This window comes from Actinoplanes sp. NPDC049802 (genome assembly GCF_040656595.1).
GTDB lineage: Bacteria > Actinomycetota > Actinomycetes > Mycobacteriales > Micromonosporaceae > Actinoplanes.
In genome coordinates, this window is sequence record NZ_JBFAMR010000019.1 from 69,407 (window position 1) to 95,791 (window position 26,385).

Genomic DNA, 26,385 nt, shown 5'->3' on the forward strand with positions numbered 1-26,385 from the left:
GCTCCACCCCGGCAGGCTCTCAGCGCTGCTCCACCGGCATTGGAACCGCGCTGAGAGCAGCCGACCGAACGCTAGGACTGCGATGAAGATTCGAGCGCTCCTCACGGCCACGGTTCTGGCCGTCTCGCCCCTGGCCGCGCCACCGGCAGCCACCGCCGCCGCGGCCACCACCACGATCAGCATCGATCCCGGATACCGGGGACCCGAGTGGGAGGGCTGGGGCACGAGCCTCGCCTGGCTCGCCCACGCCACCGGCGGCTACCCCGACGAGATCCGCAACCGGCTCGCCGACCTGCTCTTCGGGGCCGACGGGCTGAACCTCAACATCGCCCGCTACAACATCGGCGGCGGCAACGCGCCGACCGTACGGTCCTACCTGCGCCCGGGCGGTGACGTCCCCGGCTGGTGGAACGCGCCCGCCACCTACGGGCCCGCCGACAAGGATTGGTGGGACCCGGACGACCCCGCACACTGGAACTGGGCGGCCGACCCGAATCAGCGCTGGTGGGTCGACCGGGTCAAGGACCGGGTCACCTCCTGGGAGACGTTCAGCAACTCGCCGCCCTGGTTCCAGACCGTCAGCGGATATGTCAGCGGCGGCTTCAACGCCAACACCGACCAGATCCGCGCCGACACGCTCGACGACTTCGCCACCTACCTGGTCCGCGTCACCGAGCATCTGGAGCAGGCGCACGGCATCACGGTCGACACCATCGAGCCGCTCAACGAGCCGAACACCGACTACTGGCGTACCACCCTGGGGCCCGACGGGCAGCCCACCGGCGGACGGCAGGAGGGCGCGCACGCCGGGCCGGCGCTCCAGGCCGCGGTGATCGAGGCGCTGCGGCGGGCCGCCCCGGACCGCGCCATCGCGGCTCCCGACGAGACCAATCCCGGAAGGCTCATCACCGACTGGTACGGGCTGACGCCCGCCGCCCGGGACGCGGTCGACCGGATCAACGTGCACACGTACGGAACCGGGCAGCGGACCGCCGTGCGGGACATCGCGAAGGCCGAGCGGAAGCCGCTGTGGATGAGCGAGGTCGAGGGCAGCTGGGGCAGGGACTTCACCGGCATGGACTCGGGCCTCGGGATGGCTCAGCGGATCATCGACGATCTGCGGGAGCTGGAGCCGTCGGCGTGGGTGCTGTGGCAGCCGGTCGAGGACGCGAAGAACATGGTGGCCGAGGGCAACCTGCAATGGGGCGCCATCCACGTGCCGTTCGACTGCTCCGCGACGGACACGCCGGCGACCTGCCCGATCCGGATGAACACGAAGTTCGACACGATCCGGAACTTCACCCACTACATCCGGCCCGGTGATCAACTGGTCAAGGTCAGCGGCACGCGCAGTGTGGCGGCGGTCAACGCCACGGGCGCCACGGTCGTGCACTCGAACCCGGGCACGGCCGAGGAGAGCGTCACCCTCGACTTGTCCGGATTCAAGGTCAGAAGAGGCGCGAAGGTGACGCCGGTGGTGACCAGCGCCGGCGGCAAACTGGTCCACGGCGCCCCGGTCCGGGTGAACGGCCACCAGGCCACCCTCACCGTGCCCGCCCAGTCGGTCACCACGTTCCTGATCGACCGGGTCAGCGCCGCCGACACCGCGCACCTGCGGGCCGACCACGTCTACCGGTTCGAAGGCGTCGCCAGTAAACGGTCTCTCACCCCGTCCGGCGGCGGCCTCGTCATCCGCACCGACGACACGGCCGCCACCGACCAACTGTGGACGGCACGCAACGTCGAAGGCGAACGCTACGAGCTCATCAACGCGGGCACCGGACAGCGGCTCGCCGTCCGGGACGGGAAGCCGGTCACCGAAGCCGCCGGGACCGCCGACGACGCCGCGCTGTGGACCGTGTCGACCACCGGCGACGGGACGTACACGCTGATCAACCTGGGCGCGCGGCGGCTCCTCGACGTGAGTGGCGAGGCCACCGCGGACGGATCACCGGTCGGGATCTGGCAGCCCAGCTCGGGCGCCCATCAGCGGTGGACGCTCAAGGACGAGACCGTCGGGCGTACCGGGATCGCTCTGGCCCACACCGTGCCCGGACGCGCGCCGGACCTGCCCGCGACGGTGACCACCGTCCTGCCCAGCGGCGAAAGCCGCGCCCTTCCGGTCACCTGGACCGTCCCGCCCGCCGCGAAGTGGCGGAAGCCCGGCACCGTGATCGTGCGCGGCACCGCCACCGGCACCCTCGGCCGGGCGGTTCCGGCCATCGCCAAGGTCGCGGTGGACGTGTGGACCGCCACCGAACCGGCACGCGCCAAGGCCTACGCCGGCGGCATCCCGGCCATGCCCGCCACCGTCACCGCCACCGGACGCCACGGCGGAACCGCCACCCTGCCGGTGACCTGGAAGAACGGCGCCTTCGACACGGTCGGTGTGGTCACCGTCAGCGGAACCGCGACCGTCGTACCCGGCCAGACTTTGCCCGCCACCGCCCGTGTCCAGGTCACCACGCCCTCCGAAGGGCTGATCGACGGCGTCACCGTGACCGCCTCCTACACCGAGGGCGGCTACTCGACAGCCGGGCTCACCAACGGCGACACCACCGACAAGGCCTGGTCCAACTGGAAACCGTCCGGTCGCAACCCGGTCGAGACGCTCACCGCCGGCCTCCCCGCCGGGGTGTCGGCCGGGCGGGCGGTGCTGCACTTCTACCGGGACAACGCGTCCGGCGGCGGCATCGCCGCCACCGTCCAGGCCGGCACGCCGTCGGTCTCCGGAGACTGCGAGGCGACCGGGTCGCCCATCACGGTCACCTCGCTCGCCGTCGACATCCCGCTCACCCCCGGCCCGTTCTGCTTGCGCCTGACACCCACGCCCGACGGCTACCTCACCGTCTCCGAGCTCCAGGTGTACGCGAAAGCGCCCGGCCTGGGAACCGACGCGTCCGTTGCGGCTCTCCTGGTCGGCGGAAAGCCGATCGCGGGCTTCGACCCGGCGGTGACCTCCTACCGGGTGGCGGTCCGGGACCCGTCCCGTGCCCGCGTCACCGCCGTCGCCACCGACCCGTACGCGGAGGTCTCGGTCACCCGTTCCGGCCGTACCCACACCGTCACCACCGTCGGTGAGGACGGCGCCGGTCAGACCGTCTACCGGGTGGAACTGGTCCGCCGCCGCTGACCGGCCACCGGGTCGACGGCCGCCGCCCACCACTCACGGGGTGGGCGGCGGCCGCCCACCCCGGCAGCATCACGCTTCCTCCGGCGCCGTTTCTCCGGGCCGCCTCTCGAACGGCCCTCGCCACGATCAAGTCCGGTCACACTCGGAGCATGTGCACTTTTCGAGCGAGGTCCGCTGTTCGCCCACGTGGCAAGGGCCTGGCCATCGACGCCCTTGTCTTCTACGGTGATCCCAGTTCCGAAAAGGACAGGGGGAACACATAGATGAGTCACGACGACGTGACGCCAACCCGGCGTCGTTCGTTCCGTGTCATCGGTGCGGCGGCCGTCGCCGCGGTGCTGACCGTCGCTCCGGCCACCGCCGCGTCGGCGGGCGGCAGCGGGCACGGTGGGAAGCACGATTCGTGCGCCAGGCAGGCCAACGACACGTACGCCGAGGTTCTGAAGTGCGTGACGCTGGACGGCGTCATGGACCACCTGGAGGCGCTCCAGCGGATCGCGGACAAGAACGACGACGCCTACTACCCGGGCACTCGCGCGGCCGGCACCGAGGGGTACGCGAACAGCGTCCGCTACGTGTCATGGCTGCTCCGCAAGGCCGGCTACAAGGTCACTCTGGACCCGTTCGAGTTCACCTTCAACTACCCGGCGCTGCTGCAGCAGCTGACCCCGGTGAACGCGAAGTACGCGACCGGCGCCTTCACCAACAGCCTGCCGGGTGACGTCACCGGCACGGTGATCCCGGTGGACGTGAACCTGACCGGCGACCGGGCCAGCACCAGCGGCTGCTCGGCCGACGACTTCACCGGCCTGAACTTCACGGGCACCAACGACATCGCTCTCATCCAGCGCGGCGGCACCACACCGGACGGCGCGGCCTGTTCCTTCGCGGTCAAGGCGCAGAACGCACAGGCGGCCGGTGCGGAGGCCGTGGTCATCTTCAACCAGGGCAACGACCCGACCCGTGAGGGCCTGATCGTCGGCACCCTGGGTGAGGCGTCGGGCGTCACCATCCCGGTGGTGGGCGCGAGCTTCGCCGACGGTTCGGCGCTGGCCGCGGCCGGTTCGACCGCGCGGGTGCGGGTGCTCCCGTCGGAGACCCGGACCGACTACAACGTGATCGCCGACCTGCCCGGCAAGAACAAGAACAACATCGTGATGGCCGGCTCCCACCTGGACAGCGTGACCGAGGGCCCGGGCATCAACGACAACGGTTCCGGCTCGGCCGCGATCCTGGAGACCGCGCTGACCCTGGCCAAGAGCAAGCCGCAGAACAGCCTGCGGTTCGCCTTCTGGGGCGCCGAGGAGGAGGGCCTGATCGGTTCCACGGCGTACGTCGAGGAGCTGCCGCAGGCGGAGAAGGACAAGATCGCGCTGTACCTGAACTACGACATGGTCGGCTCGCCGAACTACATCTTCCAGGTGTACGACGCGGACCAGTCGTCGTTCCCGGCGCCGGTCGTGGTGCCGGAGGGTTCGACCGCGATCGAGGACCTGTACGAGTCGTACTACACCTGGAAGGGCCAGCCGTACGACGACGCCGAGTTCTCCGGCCGTTCCGACTACCAGGCGTTCATCGAGGCGGGCATCCCGTCCGGCGGTCTGTTCACCGGCGCCGAGGTGGTCAAGACCGAGGAGCAGCAGGCGATCTGGGGCGGCACGGCGGGCGAGTCGTTCGACCCGTGCTACCACCAGGCGTGTGACGACATCGAGAACCTGGACCCGAAGGCGCTGGAGATCAACAGCGATCTCATCGCGTTCGCCCAGCTCACCTACGCCTTCTCGACCGAGTCGGTGAACGGGGTGCCGGGTAGGAAGGTTCCGGGCAAGCCGATCACGCTGCCGGCTCCGGCCGGCCCGCAGGGCACGTTCAACACCGGTGACGGCGGCGACGAGCACGCCGACCACCCGGAGGCGTGACGCACTGACGAGAGAAGGCCCGTCCCGTTGCCGGGGCGGGCCTTCCTCACGCGGTGGATCACATGTCGCGGCCGCCCGGCTCGGGCGCCGCGGTCAGGTCCATGAGCTGCTGCTGGACGTGGTTGGTCAGCGCCTCCTGGTAGGAGGTGGCGAGCTGGCCCAGCCGATCGATCTCGTCGAGCGCGGCGGCCCGCTTCTCCACCAGGCTGTCCATCGCCTCGGTGTGGTTGCGCCGGGCGTCCGACTCGATGGTGGCCGCCTTGAGCTGCGCCTCGCTGGTGAGCTGGTCGGCCTTGTCGCGGGCGTTGGCGATCACCGTCTCGGACTCGCGCTGCGCGTCGCGCATGTGCTCGTCGGCGGTGCGCTGGGCCATCATCAGCACCCGCGAGTTGCGGTCGTCGTCGCCGGAGATGGTCGGCATCGCGCCGGACGGGGCCTGGCTGCGCGCCCGCTCGAGCTGGGCCTGCATGTTCCGCGCGTTCTGCTCGGCCCGGGCCCGGGCCTCCTGCAGCCGCTCCAGCTGGGCGGCCAGGTCGGCGAACTCGTTGTTGAGGACCATGGTCGCGGCCGGGTTGCCGCCGCCACCGCCACCGCCGCGGGATAGCTGGTCCTTGAGAGCGCCGTTCTCCTCCAGGAGGCGGGTCAGCTCGCCCTCCACCTCGTCCAGAAAGGCGTCGACCTCTTCCTCGTCGTATCCGCGCTTCCCGATCGGCGGCTTCTTGAAGGCCACGTTGTGAATGTCAGCTGGAGTGAGCGGCATCGTGCTCCTCGGTTCCCCTCGTTTGGGTCGTGCGGCCCGGAATCCTACGCAACGGCCCTGAGCCCCTGCCGTGGGCATGATCAAGCAGGCTGGGGCCCCGCGAAATCCCACCGAGACTACCGGCGCCCGCAGCAGCGCGCACGTCCCGGATGTGCGCATCACACTGGAGTTCGCGGGCGGTGAGCAGACTCCCAGGTTGCCTCACACCGGCGGCGGGGATCATGGTAAGGGCGGATCCCGCGTTCCCCGGACACGACCGGCCCTCCGGGCGTAGATTCCCGAGGATGAGGGCCAGACGATTCGGCATCGCGCTCTGCCTGGTCGCGGTCGCGCTCGCCCCGGCCGCCCCGGCCACCGCCGCGCCCGCCGGCGGCAAGGAGTTCCGCCAGGGTTACAAGGACGGCTTCGCGAAGGGTCTGACGACGGCTCAGGTCGCCTGCACGAAACCGGTCCGGGCCCCGACGTTCCAGGCCACCGACTACACCCGCGGGTTCACGCTCGGCTTCGACCGCGGCTTCGACGCCGGCTACATCATGTACTGCCGAGAATCAAAACCCTGATCTCCGGTACGCGGAACCTCGTCCCGCCCCACCCGGACCGTCCCGTCCGTGCGGCGCGAGCCCACTGCCCGCTCCCGCCCGTGCCGCGCCCGCCGGGCTCGGACCGGTGGCCGGGCGGGCCGGCCCGGTCGCCTCCACCGCCGTCTGCCGCCGCTCACGGCCGTGAGCGGCGGCGGGCCGGTGACCCTAGTGCCAGAAGACGGCGACCGCCGCGTTCACCAGGGTCAGCGTGATGATCCCGATGAAGTGACCCTTGTTGATCTCGTCGCGCTTGCGTGGGATGAAGACCATGATGAAGATCATCACGGCGAGGAGCAGCTTCACGCCGAGCTTGATCGGGTCCGGCTCGTCGTCGCCACCGCCGCGCAACGGTGTGGCGAGCGCGAGGCCGCTGGCCAGCTGGATGATGGAGCCCCACAGGATCGCCGGGTTGATCCGGAACTTTCCGGACAGGAACTGTGTGATGGCGCCGCCGAGCAGCAGCGCGAACCCGACCAGGTGAATGAAGAGAAGAGTCAGCCTCAATGCTTCCACGACTCGGAAGCTTGCCAGGGCGATCACCCGCGGATCGTCACCGGGGTCCGGCGAACGATCAGCGGCTCGGCCGCGAAGACCAGCAACGCCAGCAGGGCCAGCAGTCCCCCGGTCAGGGCGGTGGCGCGGGCGCCGGCCTCGGTGAGCACCACGGCGCCGGTCAGCGAGCCGCCCGCGATGCCGATGTTGAAGGCCACCGAGTTGCCGGCCGACGCCATGTCGGTGCTGCCGGGCGCCACCTCCATGACCCGGTTCTGCAGCGCCGGGGTGAGCGAGCCGATGGCGAACCCGTTGACGGCCAGCAGCACCGCGGTCGCCGGGCGGGAGCCACCGGCCACGTACTGGGCGAGCAGGGACGCCGCGACCAGCAGCACCGATCCGGTGACGGCGCCGCGCTGCCAGCGGTCGCCGGCGTAGCCGCCCGCCGCGATGCCCGCGAAGTCGGCGACGCCGCGGGCCAGCAGCAGGGGTGCGACGGCGCCGGCCGCGAAACCGGTCACCGCCGTCAGGAACACCTCGGTGTAGGTGAATGCCGTGTAGAGCCCGGCCACCGACAGGGCGGTGACCGCGACGATCACGGCGTACCGGCGGGCGTCGGGGTTGGTGCCGGTGGCCGCGTGGGTCTCCGCGACGCGCACGTCGGGCATACCGGCGAGCAGGGCGGCGAAGGCGGCCAGCGCGAGCCCGGTGAGGGCCAGGAACGCGGACCGCCAGCCGTACTGCTGGCCCAGCCAGGTGCCGGCCGGGACACCGAGCATCGGGCCGAGCGAGGCGCCCGCGAAGACCACGGCGCTGACCCGGCCGCGGACGGTCACGTCGAACATGGCGGCGACGACCGGCGCCACCACGGCCCAGAAGATCGCCTGGGAGAGGGCCGCGCCCAGCCGGGCGGCGAGCAGCACCCCGTAGGTGGGCGCCAGGGCGGACAGCAGGTTCGCCGCCGTGAGGGCGAGCAGCAGGACGACCAGGAGCCGGCGGCGCGGGACGTTCCGGGTGCCGTAGGTCAGGGGGATCGTCACGATCGCGACCGTCACGGCGTACCCGGTGATGAGAAGTCCCACGGCCGCGCGGGAGACGCCCAGGTCATCCGCGATCAGCGACAGGAGGCCGATGGGCATCGTCTCGGTGGCCACGTAGCAGAAGGCCGACGCGGCGAGCGCCGACATCGCGAGGATCCGGTTGTGCACCGGCCCACCGTAGCGAAGCGTTTCGATTGGGGTGTCCCTGGCCGGTCAGGGCAGCAGCAGCGTCTTCCCGGTGAGCTTGCCGGCATCGGCCTCCGCGTGGACGGCGTCCAGGTCGGTGAGCGGGCGCCGCCCGGCGATGTCGATCCGGACCGTGCCGTCGGCGACCAGCGCGAGCAGCGCCGCCAGGTCGGCGGTGTCGTTGCGGACGATGAAGTGCACGCCCCGGAACGGGCCCACCGGCAGCCGATCGGCCGGGGTGGTCGCCGACACCAGCACACCACCCGGCCGGATCCGGCCGGTGTGCACCGGATCGGCCGGGACCAGGTGGATGTACGCGTCGACCGGCTCGATCTCCTCCCAGCCGATGATCACCCGATCCGCCCCGGCGCCGTGGGCCGCCGCGGCGCCGCGCGCGGAGGTGGCCGCCACGACGTGGGCGCCCGCGTGCCGGGCCAGCTGGATGGCGTACCGGCCGATCGCCCCGGCGCCGTTCACCAGCACCCGCTGACCTTCGGCGACCGCCGCGTGCTCGAAGACGGCCTGCCAGGCGGTGAGCCCGGCGATCGGCAGCGCCGCCGCGTCCTCCAACGGCACCCCGTCCGGAACCGGGACCAGCACGTTCGCGGGCGCCACCGCGAAATCCGCGGCGGCACCCCCGTCCAGGCGCCCGATCACGCGGTCACCCTGCGCGAGGGTCCCGGCCACGTCCAGCCCCATGGTGTACGGAAGGACGACCGGCACGATCGACCGCAGCAGACCACGGCGCAACCCGGCCTCGGACGGATTGAAGGTGGTGGCGGCGACCCGGACCAGGACCTCCCCGGGACCGGGTTCCGGCGGCTCGTGTCGTTTCCCGTTGAAAGTGGCGAGGCTGACTGGGGCTGAGCTGCGGCTCGCCATTTTGCGATTCGTTCGTCACTGGTCATCGTCTCTCACTCAAAGTGGCGGATTTCGGGGAAGGGCGTGGTGCTAGCTGCGCTCCGGGTGTGTTCGGCCCAGAACTCGGTGCGGAGTTTCTCGTGCTGGTGGCGAAGCTGTCGGGTCCAGTTGACGAGCGGGTCGCGGGTGATCCAGTCCCAGCGTCTCCGGTGAGGCTGGACCGGTTGGTGGTCGGTGAGGGCGAGGTTGGCGATGTAGGACTTCGGCTGGTCGAGGCGGCGGGCGACGTGCTGATAGAAGCGGTCCAGGTGGCGTTCGTCGCGGACCATGGCGACGTGTCGGCGCCATTCGAGGTCGGTCAGGACTTCTGTCAGGGCGACGGCCTCGGGAAACACCAGCAGCGCGGTCGGCTTGAACGCGTAGCCCCGGCACTTGATCGCCTTCTTGCGGGCGTCCCAGCGGTCGTGCAGTGGCCGGTTCTTGGTGTAGTTGGTCCGGCCCCAGCCGATCGCGACGTGGGTCGCGGCCCGGAGCTGGTCCGCCGTCCAGCTGTGGTTGTCGATCTCGGCGCGGAGCCGGGCGTAACGGCTGTGGGCTCGGAGGATCTCGGGTGCGCCGGTGAGGTCGACCTGCTTGGGCTCGAACTCCAGCCAGCTGTGTTCCTTCTCCGTCGCGATCCAGCGCTGGTGGCGCTTGCAGATGTGCGGGAACGACAGCTGGTAGACGCGGATCGTGGGTCGGCCGGGCAGTCTGGCGGCGCAGTGATCGCAGTGGTCACGCAGCATCCAGGACCGCTGGACCTCGGTCGCGGGGATGTCGGTGGGGATGCGGTCGCTGGGCTTGTTCCAGAGGATCGACAGGCTTTTGCGCAGTTCAGTGACGGTCCGGCCGGTCAGTGTCTCCAGGCGGCGCTTGGCGGGTTCGTTGAGCACGATGTCGAAGTCGGCCAGCTGCCCGGTCCCCAGTGGGCGGTTCGGCTCGCCGAGCGCCCGGAGCAGGGTTGTGGGCCGGCGGTACTCGTTGGCGGCGGCGAGGCGCATCAGGAAGGAGACCACCGTCTCGCCGCGGACCGGGCGGACCTGGAGTGGGAGTTGGTGGACTGGCTGCTGCCAGGTCTTCATCGCGGCCCCGCTTGCTTGCTGCGCTGGCGGGGGACGAACTGCTCCTGGGCGGCGAGGTCGAGGATCACCGCGTCCAGGTGGCTCTTGGTGATGCGCTCGGTGCCGTCGCTGATCGCGTCGTTGGCTGCTTCGTGGATGAGCTGGTCGAGGCTGCCGATCATGCCGCCGGTGCGGTCGTGCAGGTAGGGCGCGAGCTCGATCAGGGTGCCCGGCTGGTGGCGGTGCAGTCGCAGCGCGTGCTCCATCGCGGCGACGAGTTTGGCCCAGTCGCGTTTCGCCTCGATCGTGCGGTGGGTGAACGGGCCGGTGTTGACCGGGATGAACCGGCCTGCGATCTGCCGGCCTCGGACGCCGTCGAACAGGCTGGTCTCGGCCAGGTCGAGCCCGGCGTAGACGAACGTGGCGCTGATCGTGTCGAAGAAGTATTTGAGCTGGTCGGAGGCGTTCTTTCCCTGGCGGGTGGACAGGTCGAGTCGGTGGATCTCGTCGACCAGGACCAGCCCGGTGCCGACCCGGCGCATCACCGCGGCGACGCTGTGCGCGACCGCCTGCGGTCCGTCGGTGCGGGCGACCGGCAGCCCGAGGAAGATCGCCATCTCGACAGCCAGCATCTTCGGCGTGGCGTCGGGCGGAACCACGATGTAGACGACCGGGATGCGGTCACGGACTCCGGGGCTGCGCCGTTCCAGGTCGATCTGGAACTTCTTGCCGAGCTGGGTGATCGAGGTGGACTTGCCGGTGCCGCTGGCGCCGGAGACGATCAGCCCGCGCCGGCCGAGCTGCTTGCCTCGGTTGTTGATGATCAGCTTGGTGCCGGTGTGGATGATCTTCTTGATGTCCGGGGTCGCGACCAGCAGCAACGCGGCGTGGTAGTCCTGGCGGGTCTCGTTGTAGACCTCCCGCTCGAACGAGGTCAGCCGTTGCCAGTCGGCCGCCGGCAGCAGCCGGGGCGGCTCCGGCATGGCCTGGGCGACGAACGACGCCCAGCCCTGCTTGGTGGCCAGCGGGTGCCGGTCGTTGTCGATCTGGAGCTCCGCCGTCATCGCCGGGCCTCCAGGTCGTCGGCGAACGGGTCGAACATCGCGAACGGCACGACGTCGACGCTCCCGGCCGCCGGGATGCTGCCGTCGGCGGCGGGCTCGTCCGGCGGCGAGGGCTCGAGCGCGGCCGGGAGCAGCTCGTCGACCAGCTCCGGCTCCGGCGCGGGCTCGGCCTCGATCACCGCGGCGGCGAACTCGGCGGGCAGGTGGTTGGTCATGGACTGCGCCGACAGCGTCCGGGCCAGCACCCGCCCGGCGGCCGGGCCTTGCTCGGCGCGGCGCAGCAGCGCCGACAGGATGACCGCGACGGCCATCTCGTTGGTGTCGTCCAGGCCGCGTTCGGCGGCGAGCCGGCGCGACGCGCGCCAGGTGAAGTCCGCGAACGGCTGCCCGACCACGTTCTGATGCGTCCAGCCCGCGGTGATCCAGCCGCCGTGGTGGTGGTCGCGCACCCAGATCCGGGAGACGTCGTAGGGGTCGTAGTGGACCTCCCAGCGGCCCGCCCGGCTGGTGATCCCGGAACTCTTGCGGGCGTAGGGCCGCAGCTCACGGCTGCTGTAGGTGCGGTAGTCGATCTGGATGCTGCCGCCGTCACCGATCGAGCGCCAGTCCGCGGGCAGCAGCTCGATGTAGTCCTCGCCGGTCAGCGAGACCGGGACGTAGCCGGCGGCGGCGACCAGCGCCGCGTAGGCGTCGTTGGGGGAGGCTGCCTGGTCCGGGCTGAACGGGTGCCGTAGCCCGTCGTGCGGCCGGTTCTGCCAGCCGGCGACGACCCACTCGTCGAACAGCTCTTGGAGGTCCGGCAGCGACCAGACGGCCCGCGCGGCGACGTCGGCGCCGCGGCGGGTGACGTCGCGGCCGGTGTAACCGGAGACGTGCTGGCAGAACAGCGTGTTGATCGACTCGAAGGTCCGCTCGACGATCGCCTTGTCGGTGGGCGTCTGCTGGTGCGCGGGCTGGACCGAGATGCCGAGCGTGTCGGCCGCGCGCAGGAACACCTCCGACAGGAACACCTTGCCGTGGTCGATGACCACGGTGTCCGGGACGATCACCGGCTTCGCCGCCGCGAGGGCCATCCGCGCGTCCAGGCTGACCAGGCGCTGGTGCGGGATTCGGGAGGCGGACATCGCCAGTGCGGCGTCCCAGCCGGGCCGCATCGGCTCCGGGACCGTGACCCGGGCCAGCAACAGCGCCGCGTCGACGGCCTTTGCCCCGACCGGGCGCAGCACGCCGGCGCAGATGGTGCGGGTGGCGATGTCGATCGCCAGCACGAGCTCGGCGCGGCCGGGCAGCCCGTCCTCCATCACCGCCATCACGTCCAGCGGCGTGGAGTCCAGCTGGACCTGCTCGCCGGGGCGGCTCGCGATCGTCGCGGTGTAGGCCCGGCCGGGCTTGTTCGCCGTCTGCCGGCGGGTGACCGCCGACCCGAACGAGTACCGGCCGACCGACAGCGCGTCCAGCAGCCGGTAGCAGGTGGTCTGCGACGGCAGCGGGACCACGCCCTCGCCGTGTTCGTCGTCGAGCAGCTGGCGGATCTGCCGGATCGCCCGCGACTTCGTGCCCGTCGACGTGCCGGTCTGCGCCTGGATCACCGCGACCGCCGCGGCGACCACCCGCGCGTCGACGTGCCCGGTCGGCTTGGCCCGCCGGGCGGCCCGGGTGTCGACCAGACCCCAGAGGCCCTGCTCGCGGTAGCGGCGCCGCATCCGCTGGACCGTGCGGACGCTGGTCGCGGTTCCGGCCTCGGTCAGCTCCCGTGCCTTCGCGCGTTCCCGCTCGGTCAGCGAGTGCCGCACCGGGTCGTACTCCTCGCGCACCGGCGCGTCCGGCTCGGCGCCCGGCTTGACCCCGGTCATCAGCTCGATCAGGTGCTGCTCCCACTCCCGGGCCGCGGCCACGACCTCGGCCGGCATCGCCTGCAGCAGCCCGTGCGAGTCGACCTTCGGTGCCGGGCCCGCGCCGACCAGCTCGAAGTCCTCGGCGGCCAGCAGATACGGCAGCGCGATCACCGTGGTCGCGCCGGCCGACGACAGCAGCCGGATCGTCGCGCCGGAGATCGCCACCACGGTGTGCGTGGTCCCGGCGAACACCACCCGGTCGTTGATGCGCAGCACGCTCGGCCGCTCGATCAGGCCGCTCACTTGAACACCGCCGCCAGGTCCGCCGGGGCCGCGGCCGGCCGGGCGCCGAGGCTCACGATCGTGCGGTCCGACAGCACCACCGACAGGTCCGTCAGTAGCCACCGCTTCCAGAGCAGGTGGTAGAGCACTGGCAGCGTGCCGAGCGGGTCACCGGCCGCGGCCGCGCCGTCCATCAGCGCCCGGGGCTGCGCGAACGCCTCCAGCAGCAGGTTCGCCACCGGCTCGTTGAAGCACCGCGGGTGCCGGTAGCCCGACAGCCACCGCTGGTTGTTCACCAGCACGCTGTCCAGGCGGTCCCAGACCGCGTAACGCCAGCCCACCTGCGTGCACGCCCGGTCGGTCGCCGCGAACGCCTCCCGATCCGACGCCTCGACCAGCTCGGCCGGGCGCGAGTCGAGCACCACGACCTGGCCGTCGTCCAGGCGCACTAGGAAGTCCGGGGCGTGCCGCCGGGCCTTCCCGGCCCGGTCGGTCCAGTGCAGCCAGAACGGCTGCGACACCATCGACGCGACCGACGGGTCGAAGTCGAGCGCGATCAGGTGGTCCCGCTCGACCCAGGACTCGAACCCGATCCGGTGCCCGAGCGTGGCTGACCAGTACCAACCCGGGAAGTTGCGCTGCCCGCGGTACGACGGAAACGACCGCACCGGCCGGCGCAGCCCGTCGACGACCTCCGGCATCTGCTGCCACGCAAGCCGCTGCTCGGCGCCGTCCTCGCCGGCGTACACAGCCTCGAACCACTCATCGAGGCCGGAACGCCTCAGCTCTGTCTCAAACACCGCGACATCATCCCGTCGTGGTTGTTCGCGGGTCGCGGCACCACAGCCGTCGGGGAAGTCTCGGCCCCAGCGAGATCTCATCGCTTCCGATGTTTGCCAGCTCGACGAGCGAGACTCGCTCCGGAGCGGGAGCGTTCAGTGCAGCCAGATGACGGCGGTGGGGAGCACGTGCCAGAACAAAGCGCTCAGCGTCGCGGTACTGGCCATCGCGAAGAGCAAGGTGGGCCAGGCCTGCCACAGGCGTCGGCGGGTAGCCGACCACGCGAGCACGGCGAGGGGAAGGATGACCCCCACCAGTTCCACGGCAAGGATTCCGAGGACGTAATCGGCGTTCGGGTTGCCGATCAGCCAGAGGCGCCAGGGCGGTGCCACGGCGACCTGCTGCCAGCCCTGGCCGGACAGCAATCCGCAGGCGGCACCTGCGGCCAGGGCCGCGATCGGCACCCGCGCGGTGCGCGTCATTTGACCCAGCAAGCCAAGCACCGGTCCCGCGACCATCGACACCAAAAGCCAGGCCGTGGTCATGACCGCCACCGAACGCAGTCCGTACCAACTCACCGATGACCCGTCCACCAGAAAGCCGCCGCTCCACCCACGGCCGACCAGGAGAATCAGCAAGTAGTAGACCAGCGTGGCCGCCACCAGCAGCGCGGTCGCACCCACCACCGCACCACGACGGCCCGTAGCCGACAGTCCGGCCAGAAACGCCGCCAAACCCCAGGCGAGGCCACTGCTGACCAGCGCGGTCACGACGACCTGCGCGGTGATGCCATCCACGGCGTCGGCCGCGAACGCCAGCACACCGAGCGCAGTCGCCGCCACTCCGATCATCACGCCCTGGCGTGCAGGACGCTGTGCAACGACATTGACCACGCTCAACCCTTCCCCGGGCCGGCCACGGTACCAATACCGCGTATGCAGCGCCGCTCACGGGGCTGCTCCGAATCTGAGGGCCTGATGGGTACGGCGCGCGAACATCGGCACGCCGCGCCAGCAACGCCGCGCCGGAGGTCACGAACATCCGGGGAGATCCCCACCCCTCCCACGAACGACGCCACGTTCCGCCACATCGGTTGAAAACTCGCCACCACCGCCGTCACGCAGCACGGCAACTCGCCACTTCAGCGTGGAAGCGACAGCTCGATCCAGTCCGGCCGGATCACCTCGGGTTCGCCGTACCCATGCATGCGCATCGCTCTCATGGCACCCACCGTAAGAGGATCGCCGAGGACGCTGAATGCTTCGGGATCTCGATTTCCTATGCGATCGTCTCGGCGTGGACGTGCTGAGCGACGTGCTCGCGGTGATGCGGACCGGCCGCGCCCGCTCCGCCCAGGTGGCGTGGCGGGCGCCGTGGGCGCAGCGATTCGCGGCGGTGCCCGGATCGGCGGGTTTCCACGTGGTGCTGCGCGGGACGTGCGCCCTGCTGCGCGACGGCGCCGAGCCGCTGCTGCTGGGCCCGGGCGACATCGTGTTCCGGCCACACGGCGACGGCCACACGCTCGCCGACCCGGCGGGCACCCGCCCGGCCGCCCCCGCGTGCTCGCCCGCCGAGGCCGGAGACCTGCCCCGGTACGCGGCCGTCGGCACCCCCGGCGAGGCCACCACCGTGACGCTGTGCGGCGCCTACGAACTGCATCCGGAGATGGTGCACCCGCTGATCACCGACCTGCCCGACCTGATCCACGTCCCGGCCGGGCATCAGCGCCTGGCCGCCACCGTCGACCTGCTCTCCGCCGAGCTGATCACCCCCGGCCCGGGCAGCGGCGCGCTGATCCCGGCGCTGCTCGACACCATGCTCGTCCACCTGCTGCGTGCCTGGCTGGCGGGCGTTCACCCGTCCGGATGGGCGGCCGGTCTGGCCGACCCGGTGACGGCCGCCGCGCTGCGGGCCATCCACCGCGAGCCCGGCCGTGCCTGGACGGTCGCCGCCCTCGCGGCGTGCGCCGGGCTGTCCCGGGCGCCGTTCGCCCGCCGCTTCACCGACCTGCTCGGCAGGCCGCCGATGGCCTATCTGACCTGGTGGCGGATGACGCTGGCGGCCGGTCTGCTGCGCGACACCGACGCCACCGTCGGCGATGTCGCGGCCCAGGTGGGTTACCGCTCCGAGTTCGCGTTCGCGGCCGCCTTCAAACGCCGTTTCGGCTCCCCACCGGGCCGCTACCGCCGCCGCCACCGGCTGTGACGGTCACGGCGCGACCGGCCGGGCGGCATCCGGTCACTCCGGAGTGGGCCGTTATGCCGGTGGGCAAGTTACGGTTGGCGACTATGACGACCTACTCCGGCCCGGCGAGGCTGATCCTCGCCGGCGGCACACCGGTGCCCGGCATGGCTTCGCTCACCACCAATCAGCGCGGAGGTGTCGAGGGCTGGGGCGGCACGTTCCGCCCGGACCAGATCAACGCGGAGATCCGGGACGCCGGCGAAGGGCTGTACCTGGAACTGCCCTACGACCAGATCGGGGCGGTGGCCGTCACCGGCGTCCGCAAGTTGCTCGCGACGCAGATCCTGATGTCGCTGACCGGCAGTGGCCCCGCGCCGTTCTGACCCACGGGTCATCCCGGGAAGGTGCCACGAGTGGGTGGATCCGTCATGATCCGTGGTGTCCGGAGGACCGTCGAGCCATGAGGATATCTACAGGCATCATTGCCACTCTCGCGGCGGCCGGCACGGTTCTGACGGGGGCCGGGGCGGCCGCGGCCGCGGACACGTCGAAGGCCGGCGCGGCTCGGTGTGCGCCGGCACGGCCCGGTTACGGGTTCTATGAGGCGGGGCGGGTCGCGTCCGCGCCGGTGACCGTTCCGGACTCGGCCTGCTCCACCATCTCCGTGTCCCACGTACGGGACGCCCGGGACCCGGGCGACCGGTGCCAGACGTTCCTGGTGGCGTTCCTGGCGGACGGCGGCGAGGTCACCTACACCGATCCGGTGGAGGCGTGCGCGACGCCGCCGGGCCGGCGCACGGTGCTCGCCGCCGGAGTGCCCGACGGCGCCGTGTTCCGGGTGCTCTACCAGGTCGACTACATCGAACCGGAGGTCCAGAGGGTGCGGTTCACGGTCTGGCGGTGACCGCCGGGCCGCTCGCGGCTACCCGCCGGGGTACCTCGCCAGCGGGCCGGCGAACGCGGCCGGGACGCTCTCCGGCGCCAGCGGGCGGCACAGGTGATAGCCCTGGCCGTAGTCGCAGCCCAGGCTGCGCAGCGCGGAGTGCTGCTCCTCGGTCTCGACGCCCTCGACGACGGTGCGCAGCTTGAGGGTCCGGGCCAGTTCGACGACGGTCCGGATCACCGCGAGGTCGGCGGCGGTCGGTTCGGCGCGGCTGATGAAGGTGCGGTCGATCTTCAGCTCGTCGACGGGCAGCCGCTGGAGGTAGGACAGGGACGAGTAGCCGGTGCCGAAGTCGTCGACCGCCAGGCCCACGCCGAGGTCACGCAGGTCGCTCAGGCAGGCGACGGCCGTACGCGGATCGCTCATCAGCACCGACTCGGTGAGTTCCAGGGTGACCGCGGCGGCCGGCAGCCCGCATGCGGCGAGGGTCCGTTCCACGTCGCCGGTGAACTGCGGGTCGGTGAGCTGGCGCCCGGAGATGTTGATGTTCAGGGTCAGTTCGGGGATGTCCCGCCGCCACCGGGCGGCCTGCTCCCCGGCGGCCCGCAGCACCCACCGGCCGATGTCGGCGATCAGGCCGTTCTCCTCGGCGAGCGGCAGGAAGCCGGCCGGTGGCAGGTAGCCGCGGCCCGGCCGGGACCAGCGGATGAGCGCCTCCACGCCGGTGGCCGCGCCGGTCTCCAGCCGGATCAGCGGCTGGTAGAGCAGGCGGAACTCGTCGAGTTCCAGGGCCCGCCGCAGCTCGCCGCCGAGGGTGAGGCGGGCCAGGGCCTCGGCGTGCATGTGCGGTTCGAACAGCACGACCTTGCCGGGGCCGTCCTTCTTCGCCCGGTACATCGCCACGTCGGCGTTGCCGAGCAGGTCCCCGGCGTCGGTGCCGGCCGTGCCGGTGGCGATGCCGACGCTGGCGCCGATGAAGACGTCCCGCCCGGCGATCCGGAACGGCCGGCGCAGCGCCTCGATGATCCGCCACGCCACCGGCACCGCGGTCTCCGTGGTGGTGCCGCCGAGCAGCACCGCGAACTCGTCGCCGCCGAGCCGGGCTCCGGTGCCGTGGGGGCCGAGGCAGTCCCGGATCCGGTCGGCGACGTGCCCGAGCAGTTCGTCGCCGGCCCGGTGGCCGAGGCTGTCGTTGACCGCCTTGAACCGGTCCAGGTCGATGAAGAGGACGCTGGCCGGGCCGTCGCCGCGCAGCTTCTCGCCGAGGATCTCCAGGAACAGCACCCGGGTCGGCAGCCCGGTCAGCGAGTCGTGCCGGGCCTCGCGCAGCGACTCGACCAGGGCCAGCCGTTCGGCGGCCTCCCGCTCGCGCTCCACCCGCAGCCGCCGTTCCGCGGTGAGCAGGGCGATGTTGTCCAGCGCCAGGCCCAGGGTCTGCGCCATGGCCTGGAGCAGCTGCCGTTCCTCCGGGTCGAGCGGGTCACCGGCCCGGGCCACCAGCAGCGTCCCGCGCGGTTCCGTCCCGAACCGGGCGACGCTCAGGTGCAGCTCGTCGAGCCCGGGTAGGTTCAGGACGCCGGCCGACGGGCGGTCCGGCAGGGCGGCGGCCAGCAGGTCCCGGTCCACGCCGCGGACCGTCTCGACGCCGGCGCCGCGCAGCACCGCCGCCACCTCGGCCTCCAGCACCTCGGCGGCCCGTTCCACGGCCACGGTGATCGCGACGTGCTCCTCGCGCGGCTCGCAGACCGCCGCGAAGAACTCGGTGAGCTGATGGGTGGACCAGTGGTTCACCAGACACCTCCCTCAGGCGAGCGCCAGCGTGACCACGGTGAAGTGGTGCATGCCGAGTGCGCCGCGGACCCGGGCGTACTCGCCGTTGGTGTAGAACCCCGCGAACGGCACCGTCGGCATCGCCGTGAGCAGGCCGTCGTTCTCCCGGTCGACGCCGTCGTCGCCGAGGGTGAGCCGGCGGGCGGCGCAGTCGAAGACGAGGGCGCCGAGCGCCTGCCGTCCGCCGATCATGTCGAGCGCCTGCCCGGCGGACTGTCCTGCGGCGTCGGCGAGCGAGCCCGGGTCGGCCTCCATGAGCCAGGCGAGGGCGCCCTGCGGCACGTCGGCCAGGCAGATCAGTGACCGTTCCGACCGGTCCCAGTCGTGGATCAGCCGGATGTCCTCGCCGCTGCGCCGGGACAGGCCCAGCGGGTGCAGGAAGGCGGCATGCCGGAACGCGTCCCCGTCGTCGAGGCTCGACTCGTCCAGGCCGAGCGTCCGCAGCAGCACGTCGAGCGCGGGTTCGCCGTCCAGTTCGTGGACGCGCCCGTCCCGGCTGCTGGTGACGATCATCGCCGAGCCGGTCTTGCGCCAGCCGTGGGCGATGCCGACCCCGAGGGGCGCGTCCGAGCCGATCGCGACCCCGACCACCGCCTCGGACAGGATCTCCACGCCGTCGCGGCCGCCGTGGAACTGGTAGGTGCGCTCGTACGCGTAGCCGTCACCAGCGCAGCCGCCGACGAGCGGCACGGCCGCGCCGGCCACCGAGAACGCGCCGCGCACGATGTCGTGCTGGTTGGCCGCCAGACCGTCACCGATCATCAACAGGGCCCGGTGCGGATGGCCGACCGCGGCCAGGCACGACGCGGCCTCGACGCCGGAGTCACGCAAGCGGCCCGCGATGTTCCGGGACACCCGGGTACGCACGGCGAAACCGTCTCCGCCCCACGCCGCCACGACGACCCCGTCCCCGCTGACCGTCCCGCCGCCGAGCTGTCCCGAGGTGGTGCACCCGGCGATGACCGTGTCCGCGGCGACCCGCTCGCGGACGGCGTCGAGCATCTCCGCCGTGTGATGGCCGACCGAGCAGAACACGAACACCGCCACCGGGTCGGCTCCGGTGATCGCGGCCGCGGCCGCTTCGTCCCCGGCGGCGGCCGGGTCGGTGAGCGTGCTGTGTCCCGTGCCGAACCAGCGGCCGTCCAGGTCAGTGCGAACAACGCGATCCATGCCGCTGTGAATCGGCCGGGCCCCGCCGGACCTGAGATCGCCGGACGGCGGGTCCGGCGACCGGTCGGAAGGGTCGGCGGGACCGGCACGGCCGCCGACCGGCCCGAGACACCCGGGAGTACCTCAGCGTCCACCGGCCGTGATCCAACTCGCGCTCCGACGTCTCGTGGACCGGACCGGCGATCGGATAGCGTCGGGCCGGTCCACCAGTGGGAGACGATTTCATGACGCGTTATGCAGCGATCGGCGACAGCTTCACCGAGGGGCTGGGCGACACCCTGCCGGACGGCACCGAGCGCGGCTGGGCCGATCTGGTCGCCGCCGGCCTGGCCACCTTCGGCCCGGTGGAGTATGTGAATCTCGCCATCCGGGGCCGTCTCCTGGAGCCGATCGTCAACGACCAGCTCGAGGCCGCGCTGGCCCTCTCCCCCGCGCCGACCCTGCTGTCGTTCAACGGCGGCGGCAACGACATGCTCCGGCGCGGCGCCTCGCTGGAGCGGCTGGTCGGCCTCACCGAACGGGTCATCGACCGCTGTTCGGCGGCCGGGGTGCCGCTGCTGCTGGTCAGCGGCGCCGACCCGTCCGACCATCTGCCGCTCGGCAACAGGTTCCGCCGGCAGGGCGAGCAGCTCACCGCCGCCGTGGAGAGGCTGCTGCCGCGGGAGGGTGTCACCTTCGTCGACTGTTTCCGGGACCGGGAGCTGCGCCACCGGGCCTACTGGTCGGCGGACCGTCTGCATCTCAACGCGGCCGGGCACCGCCGGGTCGCCTCGCTGGTCCTGGCCGGGCTGGGCCGGCCGGTGTCGCCGCACGTCCTCGACCCGGGGCCGGCGCCCGCCTTTCACCTGCTCCGTGAGGCCCGCTACTACGGCGAGCACGTTCTGCCGTGGATCGGCCGGCGGCTGCGCGGCCGCTCCTCCGGTGACGACCGGGCCCCAAAATACGCCGACTGGACGCCGATCACCGCCTGATCTCACCGAAATGCCGCTCTTGTTGGGATCCGGGACGATTTGCGGCTGATGACGCCTATAAAAGGGAGGTAGGAGAAGCCGCGTACGCAGGTGAGGAGCGTGCATGACTACCGTCGCCCCGAGGCCGGTCCCCCTCCGGCCTCAACCGGTTCGCCGGCAGGTGAGAGGGTCTGCGCTGGCCCGGATCCTGCGGACCACGGACGCGAAACAGATCGGGATCATGTACATGATCACGTCGGTCGTGTTCTACATGGTCGGCGGCCTGATGGCCCTGCTGATGCGCGCCGAACTCGCCAAACCCGGCATGCAGGTGCTGTCGCCGGAGCAGTTCAACCAACTGTTCACCATGCACGGCACGGCCATGCTGCTGTTCTTCGCCACCCCGATCGTGTTCGCCTTCGCCAACTACGTGGTGCCGATCCAGATCGGCGCGCCGGACGTGGCGTTCCCACGGCTCAACGCCTTCGCCTACTGGCTGTACCTGTTCGGCACGCTCACCGCCATGAGCGGGTTCCTCACCCCGGGCGGGGCGGCCGACTTCGGCTGGTTCGCGTACACGCCGCTCAGCGACTCGCTGCACTCGCCCGGCGTCGGCGGCAACGCCTGGGTGGTCGGCCTGGCGATCGGTGGCCTGGGCACGATCCTCGGCGCAGTCAACCTGATCACCACGATCCTGACCCTGCGGGCGCCCGGCATGACCATGTTCCGGATGCCGATCCTGGCGTGGAACATGCTGGTCACCAGTCTGCTGGTGATCATGATCTTCCCGTTCCTGGCGGCCGCGCTGTTCGCCCTGGCCGCCGACCGCGTCCTCGGCGCGCAGGTCTTCAACGTGGAGACCGGCGGCCCGATGCTCTGGCAGCACCTCTTCTGGTTCTTCGGCCACCCCGAGGTGTACGTCATCGCGCTCCCGTTCTTCGGCATCATCACCGAGATCGTCCCGGTGTTCAGCCGCAAGCCGGTCTTCGGCTACAAGGGACTGGTCGCGGCCACGCTGCTGATCGGCGCGCTGTCGATGAGCGTGTGGGCGCACCACATGTTCGCCACCGGTCAGGTGCTGCTGCCGTTCTTCAGCCTGCTCAGCTTCTTCATCGCGGTCCCGACCGGCATGAAGTTCTTCGTCTGGATCGGCACCATGTGGCGCGGCCAGATCAGTTTCGAGGCGCCGATGCTGTGGGCGGTCGGCTTCATGGTGACGTTCCTCTTCGGTGGTCTCTCCGGCGTGCTGCTCGCCTCGCCGCCGATCGACTTCCACGTCTCCGACTCGTACTTCGTGATCGCCCACTTCCACTACGTACTCTTCGGCACCATCGTGTTCGCCGTGTTCGCCGGCATCTATTTCTGGTTCCCCAAGATGTACGGCCGGATGCTCGACGAACGCCTCGCCAAAGTCCACTTCTGGCTCACCATGGCAGGCTTCCACGGCACGTTCCTGGTGCAGCACTGGCTCGGCACCAAGGGCATGCCCCGCCGGTACGCCGACTACCTGCCGGGTGACGGCTTCACGTTCCTCAACACGTTCTCCACGGTCGGCTCGTTCGTCCTGGGCATCGCCACGCTGCCGTTCGTCTACAACGTCTGGAAGTCGTACAAGTTCGGCAGGGTGGTCACGGCGGCCGACCCGTGGGGGCACGGCAACTCCCTGGAGTGGGCGACGTCGAGCCCGCCGCCGCTGCGCAACTTCGACCACATGCCCCGGATCCGCTCCGAGCGCCCCGCCTTCGACCAGAAGTTCCCGCAACTGGCGGCCGGCGAACAGTCCCTGGCCGGGCCGCCGGAGGGCGGCGCCCGCCCGCTGCGCAAGGAGTCCGACGGCGGCGCCACCTACGCCGAGGACATCAGCACCGACCGGGACCGCTGACCCTCTCCCGGCCCGCACGCCCCGCGTGCGGGCCGGTCTCCGATCCGGGGCCGCGCCGCCGGCCGGGGTGGGCGGCGAGATCGCGAGCCCGCACCGGCGGATCAGCCCGGCGGGCGCGTCGCGGCCGGGAGTGGGTGGCAGGCCGCGGGGCGGGGCGGGACGCCCCCGATGCGGTTGGGGACGTCCCGTCGCGTACCGGGAGATCAGGTCTGCGGAAGCACCCGGGCGATCTTGATGGTGGTGCTGGAGCCACCGGCCGCCGGATAAGCGGCGCTGCCGTCGGTGTAGGGCTTGAAGGCCTGGTAGGAGTGGTCCTTCACGGCGATGGAGAGGCGCCCGCCGACCGCCTTGCCGGTGCCAGCGTCATAGACCCGCGCGGCCATGCCGGAGCCGGACTGCCAGCTCAGCAGCATCCGGCCGGGGCCGTAGGAGACCAGGTGCGGATGGGCCGACGAGATCCCGGTCCGGACGGTGCTGGTGGACTTCCCGGTGGTGAACCTCTCGAGGCGGATCGTGCCGCCCTGGCTCCACGCGGTCCAGTAGCCCTTGGACGCGGCGAGGACGAGGTCGCCGCCGAAGAGGGTGCCGTCGCACTTGCCCGCGGCGACCGTGCGGTACGGGTCGGGCTGGGCGATCCGGCAGCCGTTGTCGGTGGCGCAGACGGTGACGAACCGTTTGGTGCGCGGGTCCCAGACGATCCGGGACGTCCACGCGTGCGAGCAGCCGACCTCGAACGCGTCCCGGTGCCCGCTGACCAGCTTGCCGCTCTTGTTCACCACCTGCATCCGGTCGCCCTCGTGGACGTCGACGCAGCCGCCGTTCTTCACGGTGATCGCCACCCCGAAGTAGGCGGCGTAGTCGGAGCCGTTGGTGGCGAGGCGGCCGTGGTGCTGGTACCACCAGATGAACCGGGCGCCGTCGTCGTAGCCGGTGCGCCCGCCGCTCAGGTTGGTGACCTGACGTTCCCAGACGAGTTTGCCGTTGTTGTCGAAGCGGACCATGTGCATGGTGTTGCACGGGCTGGACTCGCCGCCGCAGAGCGGGCCGCTGCCGCAGTTTCCCTTGCGGGTGAGCAGGATGACGCCGCCGTTCGCGTCGGCCTGTACGTCCTGCAGGTCGATGCCGGTGAAGCTGGTGGTGGCGCCGGTCAGCTTGTCGTCGCAGCCCAGCCTGCCGAGGTGGACCTTGCCGCCGGTGCCGAGCCAGGCCAGCCAGGAGCCGCCGTCGGGGCGGGCCGCGATCGCCGTCGGCAGCTTCTCGGTGTCGCCCTCGCCGCCGTAGCCGATCACTCCGGCGGGCAGTTTGACGGTGGTGACGGTGGCGACGGGCTTGGCGGAGGCCTTGCGGGCGCAGGCGCCGACCGCTTTCGTGGTGGCGCTCGGCGCGGCGGCCGGCGCGGAGGCGGGCGCGGAAGCGGAGGCGGAGGCGCCCGGAGCGGAGGGCGACCCGGAGACACCGGTGGAGACGGCGGCGGCCACCGGCGTGCCGGGGGTGTCTCCCGATGACGGATCCGTTGCCGTCGAGCAGGCGCCGACCGCGAGGGCGGCGACGACGACGGTTGTGACCGCTATCAGGCGACGGGTCACCGGGGTTGCGCGCATGTCCTTTTCCTCAATTGTTTTAAGTTTTTCTTAGGGGGGTCTTAAATTGTGCGCCGGGGCGGCGCATCGAAAGACCTTACCGGTTCTCCGCGCTCGAAGAAAGTCGCGCCGACCTGCCCATAGTCCTGTTAATCAATGGACGAATTCGAAGTGGCACACATTTCTGTGGCCATTTTCGCCAGTGGAAGGAAAGGGTGACCGGACCGCGGCCCCCGGGCGGCCGGATCTTCACCGGCACCCGGCCGGGACGCACGAGGCGCGGAGCGCGCACGCCGGCACGGCCCCGGGCGGGCCGGCGGTCAACGTCATCGAGTGGTGAAGACTTCTTGACAACGAAGTTACGGGCATCAACACTTCGAAACATTCCCCCGTAGCGTTAGCGCTAACATCTCGGAGATCTGATGCCCAGAGTCCTCACCCGCATCAGCACGTTCCTCGCCACCTTCGTCCTCCTGCTCGCCGGCCTGGCCGCTCCCGCCAGGGCCCTCGACCCGTTCACCGGCTACCTGATGGCCCACTTCATCGGGGAGTCCGCCCGGGGTGAACAGATCTACCTCGCCCACAGCAAGGACGGCCGCAACTGGACCGACCTCAACGGCGGGGGCCCGGTGCTGCTGTCCACCGTGGGCACCAAGGGCGTCCGCGACCCCGCGATCGTCCGCTCCCCCAACGGCGACAAGTACTGGATCATCGCCACCGACCTGCGCATCGCCGGCGGCACCTCGTGGGGCGACGCCTCCACCAAGGGCAGCAAGAACCTGGTCGTCTGGGAGTCCACCGACCTGGTCAACTGGTCGGTTCCGCGGCTGATCAACGTGGCCGGCGGCATCTCGGGCGCCGGCGACGCGTGGGCGCCGGAGGCCGTCTGGAACCCGGCCACCAACGACTACGTCATCTACTGGGCCACCAACTCGGCTCTCAACGGCGTGACCAAACACCGCATCTGGTACGTACGGACCAGCGACTTCCGGACCGTCACGGCACCGCAGCTCTACATCGACCGGGGATCCGGCCAGGGCATCATCGACACCCAGATCATCGAGGTGGCGAACAGCCTGGGCGGTTACCGCTACTACCGGGCGTCGGCCGACGGGCAGATCACCGTCGAGGGCGCCAACTCGATCCTGGGCACGTGGACCCGGATCGGCGACCTGCAGCATCTCGGCATCTCCAACGGCGCCACCGGCGGCAACGTGGTCGAAGGCCCGATGTGGGCGCAGACCAACGGCAGCAACGAGTGGCACCTGTGGGTCGACCAGTACGCGACCGGCCGCGGTTACATGCCGGTGCGCTCCACCAACCTGGGCAGCACCGCGAACTTCGCCACACGTACCGACTACAGCCTCGGCACGACCAAGAAGCGGCACGGCTCGATCCTGAACCTGACCGCGGCCGAGGAGTCCCGGGTGCTGGCCAAGTGGGGCAGCGGCACGACGACACTGAAGCGGATCCAGTCGTACAACAACCAGACCCGGTACGTGCGGCACTCCAACTTCGACGTGCGGATCGACGCGAACGTGAGCCCCCTGCTGGACTCGCAGTTCCGCGTCGTGCCGGGCCTGGCGAACAGCTCCGGCTACGTGTCGTTCGAGTCGGTCAACTACCCCGGCCACTACCTGCGGCACTACGGGTACGACGGGCAGCTCGCCGCGAACGACGGCACCGCGACGTTCGCCGCCGACGCCACGTTCAAGCAGGTGGCGGGGCTGGCGGACAGCGCCTGGTCGTCGTTCCAGTCGTACAACTATCCGACCCGCTACCTGCGGCACTACAACTATCTGCTGAGGGTCGACCCGATCAGCACCACCACCGAGAAGGCCGACGCGACGTTCCGCGTCACCAGCTGACATTC

The 26,385-nt window shown here is 71.0% G+C and carries 21 protein-coding genes; 9 read left to right on the top strand and 12 right to left on the bottom strand.

What is annotated here, in order from left to right; genetic code table 11:
* The first annotated feature begins 82 nt into the window (after positions 1-82).
* Both AB0I88_RS15915 and AB0I88_RS15920 read left to right on the top strand, forming a co-directional pair.
* Positions 83-3,133, top strand: coding sequence for a glycoside hydrolase (locus AB0I88_RS15915; protein WP_361023875.1), 3,051 nt, complete (start codon positions 83-85; stop codon positions 3,131-3,133).
* A 263-nt stretch (positions 3,134-3,396) separates the two neighbouring features.
* Positions 3,397-5,052: a M28 family metallopeptidase gene (locus AB0I88_RS15920; RefSeq protein WP_361023878.1), complete on the top strand. Its 1,656-nt coding sequence runs from the start codon at positions 3,397-3,399 to the stop codon at positions 5,050-5,052.
* 58 nt (positions 5,053-5,110) lie between these two features.
* Here AB0I88_RS15920 and AB0I88_RS15925 read toward each other — a convergent pair whose 3' ends face one another.
* A complete protein-coding gene (locus tag AB0I88_RS15925) occupies positions 5,111-5,812 on the bottom strand; it encodes a DivIVA domain-containing protein (protein WP_361023881.1) in 702 nt (233 codons plus the stop codon).
* Positions 5,813-6,096: 284 nt separating this feature from the next.
* On the opposite strand from AB0I88_RS15925, the gene AB0I88_RS15930 reads away from it, so the two are divergent.
* Entirely contained in the window at positions 6,097-6,372 is a 276-nt protein-coding gene (locus AB0I88_RS15930; protein ID WP_361023884.1) for a hypothetical protein, read from the top strand.
* Positions 6,373-6,558: 186 nt separating this feature from the next.
* Here AB0I88_RS15930 and AB0I88_RS15935 read toward each other — a convergent pair whose 3' ends face one another.
* The 8 genes from AB0I88_RS15935 to AB0I88_RS15970 all read right to left on the bottom strand — a co-directional run bounded on the left by AB0I88_RS15935 (position 6,559) and on the right by AB0I88_RS15970 (position 14,926).
* Entirely contained in the window at positions 6,559-6,906 is a 348-nt protein-coding gene (locus tag AB0I88_RS15935) for a hypothetical protein (RefSeq protein ID WP_361023887.1), read from the bottom strand.
* 23 nt (positions 6,907-6,929) lie between these two features.
* The gene (locus tag AB0I88_RS15940; RefSeq protein WP_361023889.1) at positions 6,930-8,093 is read right to left on the bottom strand and encodes an MFS transporter; all 1,164 of its coding nucleotides are present in this window, start codon (positions 8,091-8,093) and stop codon (positions 6,930-6,932) included.
* 45 nt (positions 8,094-8,138) lie between these two features.
* Positions 8,139-8,993: a zinc-binding dehydrogenase gene (locus AB0I88_RS15945; protein ID WP_361023892.1), complete on the bottom strand. Its 855-nt coding sequence runs from the start codon at positions 8,991-8,993 to the stop codon at positions 8,139-8,141.
* Positions 8,994-9,025: 32 nt separating this feature from the next.
* Entirely contained in the window at positions 9,026-10,093 is a 1,068-nt protein-coding gene (locus AB0I88_RS15950) for a TniQ family protein (RefSeq protein WP_361023895.1), read from the bottom strand.
* Positions 10,090-11,136, bottom strand: coding sequence for a TniB family NTP-binding protein (locus AB0I88_RS15955; protein ID WP_361023898.1), 1,047 nt, complete (start codon positions 11,134-11,136; stop codon positions 10,090-10,092). The genes AB0I88_RS15950 and AB0I88_RS15955 overlap by 4 nt, the downstream gene beginning before the upstream one ends.
* Positions 11,133-13,274 carry a Mu transposase C-terminal domain-containing protein gene (locus AB0I88_RS15960; RefSeq protein WP_361023901.1) on the bottom strand — a complete coding sequence of 714 codons (2,142 nt, stop codon included), beginning with the start codon at positions 13,272-13,274 and terminating at the stop codon, positions 11,133-11,135. Before AB0I88_RS15960 ends, AB0I88_RS15955 begins: the two co-directional genes overlap by 4 nt.
* Positions 13,271-14,053: a TnsA-like heteromeric transposase endonuclease subunit gene (locus tag AB0I88_RS15965; RefSeq protein WP_361023904.1), complete on the bottom strand. Its 783-nt coding sequence runs from the start codon at positions 14,051-14,053 to the stop codon at positions 13,271-13,273. The genes AB0I88_RS15960 and AB0I88_RS15965 overlap by 4 nt, the downstream gene beginning before the upstream one ends.
* 135 nt (positions 14,054-14,188) lie before the next feature.
* Positions 14,189-14,926, bottom strand: a complete 738-nt coding sequence (locus tag AB0I88_RS15970; protein ID WP_361023907.1) for a hypothetical protein — start codon at positions 14,924-14,926, stop codon at positions 14,189-14,191.
* Positions 14,927-15,329: 403 nt separating this feature from the next.
* Between AB0I88_RS15970 and AB0I88_RS15975 the strand changes: the two genes are divergently transcribed.
* The 3 genes from AB0I88_RS15975 (at position 15,330) to AB0I88_RS15985 (ending at position 17,121) form a co-directional block, all read left to right on the top strand.
* A complete protein-coding gene (locus tag AB0I88_RS15975) occupies positions 15,330-16,238 on the top strand; it encodes an AraC family transcriptional regulator (RefSeq protein ID WP_361023909.1) in 909 nt (302 codons plus the stop codon).
* Positions 16,239-16,321: 83 nt separating this feature from the next.
* A complete protein-coding gene (locus AB0I88_RS15980; protein WP_361023912.1) occupies positions 16,322-16,600 on the top strand; it encodes a hypothetical protein in 279 nt (92 codons plus the stop codon).
* A gap of 77 nt (positions 16,601-16,677) precedes the next feature.
* A complete protein-coding gene (locus AB0I88_RS15985; protein ID WP_361023915.1) occupies positions 16,678-17,121 on the top strand; it encodes a hypothetical protein in 444 nt (147 codons plus the stop codon).
* 18 nt (positions 17,122-17,139) lie between these two features.
* Here the strand turns inward: AB0I88_RS15985 and AB0I88_RS15990 are convergent, their stop codons facing one another.
* Entirely contained in the window at positions 17,140-18,891 is a 1,752-nt protein-coding gene (locus AB0I88_RS15990; protein WP_361023917.1) for an EAL domain-containing protein, read from the bottom strand.
* 12 nt (positions 18,892-18,903) lie between these two features.
* Positions 18,904-20,100 carry an FIST N-terminal domain-containing protein gene (locus tag AB0I88_RS15995; RefSeq protein WP_361023920.1) on the bottom strand — a complete coding sequence of 399 codons (1,197 nt, stop codon included), beginning with the start codon at positions 20,098-20,100 and terminating at the stop codon, positions 18,904-18,906.
* A gap of 224 nt (positions 20,101-20,324) precedes the next feature.
* Here AB0I88_RS15995 and AB0I88_RS16000 point away from each other — a divergent pair, with 224 nt between their 5' ends.
* A complete protein-coding gene (locus tag AB0I88_RS16000; RefSeq protein WP_361023923.1) occupies positions 20,325-21,071 on the top strand; it encodes an SGNH/GDSL hydrolase family protein in 747 nt (248 codons plus the stop codon).
* A gap of 103 nt (positions 21,072-21,174) precedes the next feature.
* Complete coding sequence (gene ctaD / locus AB0I88_RS16005; RefSeq protein WP_361023926.1) at positions 21,175-22,932, top strand: cytochrome c oxidase subunit I; 1,758 nt, start codon at positions 21,175-21,177, stop codon at positions 22,930-22,932.
* 203 nt (positions 22,933-23,135) lie between these two features.
* Here the strand turns inward: ctaD and AB0I88_RS16010 are convergent, their stop codons facing one another.
* Complete coding sequence (locus AB0I88_RS16010; protein WP_361023929.1) at positions 23,136-24,533, bottom strand: hypothetical protein; 1,398 nt, start codon at positions 24,531-24,533, stop codon at positions 23,136-23,138.
* A gap of 401 nt (positions 24,534-24,934) precedes the next feature.
* On the opposite strand from AB0I88_RS16010, the gene AB0I88_RS16015 reads away from it, so the two are divergent.
* Positions 24,935-26,380, top strand: a complete 1,446-nt coding sequence (locus tag AB0I88_RS16015) for a glycoside hydrolase family 43 protein (RefSeq protein WP_361023932.1) — start codon at positions 24,935-24,937, stop codon at positions 26,378-26,380.
* Positions 26,381-26,385 lie beyond the last annotated feature (5 nt).

Excerpts from the sequence above, each read along its gene's own strand:
- AB0I88_RS15915 (WP_361023875.1), top strand. The coding sequence starts at position 83 with ATGAAGATTCGAGCGCTCCTCACGGCCACGGTTCTGGCCGTCTCGCCC.
- AB0I88_RS15985 (WP_361023915.1), top strand. The coding sequence starts at position 16,678 with ATGAGGATATCTACAGGCATCATTGCCACTCTCGCGGCGGCCGGCACG.
- AB0I88_RS15920 (WP_361023878.1), top strand. The coding sequence starts at position 3,397 with ATGAGTCACGACGACGTGACGCCAACCCGGCGTCGTTCGTTCCGTGTC.
- AB0I88_RS16010 (WP_361023929.1), bottom strand. The coding sequence starts at position 24,533 with ATGCGCGCAACCCCGGTGACCCGTCGCCTGATAGCGGTCACAACCGTC.
- AB0I88_RS15950 (WP_361023895.1), bottom strand. The coding sequence starts at position 10,093 with ATGAAGACCTGGCAGCAGCCAGTCCACCAACTCCCACTCCAGGTCCGC.
- AB0I88_RS15930 (WP_361023884.1), top strand. The coding sequence starts at position 6,097 with ATGAGGGCCAGACGATTCGGCATCGCGCTCTGCCTGGTCGCGGTCGCG.
- AB0I88_RS15995 (WP_361023920.1), bottom strand. The coding sequence starts at position 20,100 with ATGGATCGCGTTGTTCGCACTGACCTGGACGGCCGCTGGTTCGGCACG.
- AB0I88_RS15980 (WP_361023912.1), top strand. The coding sequence starts at position 16,322 with ATGACGACCTACTCCGGCCCGGCGAGGCTGATCCTCGCCGGCGGCACA.
- AB0I88_RS15945 (WP_361023892.1), bottom strand. The coding sequence starts at position 8,993 with ATGGCGAGCCGCAGCTCAGCCCCAGTCAGCCTCGCCACTTTCAACGGG.
- AB0I88_RS15955 (WP_361023898.1), bottom strand. The coding sequence starts at position 11,136 with ATGACGGCGGAGCTCCAGATCGACAACGACCGGCACCCGCTGGCCACC.
- AB0I88_RS16000 (WP_361023923.1), top strand. The coding sequence starts at position 20,325 with ATGACGCGTTATGCAGCGATCGGCGACAGCTTCACCGAGGGGCTGGGC.
- AB0I88_RS16015 (WP_361023932.1), top strand. The coding sequence starts at position 24,935 with ATGCCCAGAGTCCTCACCCGCATCAGCACGTTCCTCGCCACCTTCGTC.
- ctaD (WP_361023926.1), top strand. The coding sequence starts at position 21,175 with ATGACTACCGTCGCCCCGAGGCCGGTCCCCCTCCGGCCTCAACCGGTT.
- AB0I88_RS15925 (WP_361023881.1), bottom strand. The coding sequence starts at position 5,812 with ATGCCGCTCACTCCAGCTGACATTCACAACGTGGCCTTCAAGAAGCCG.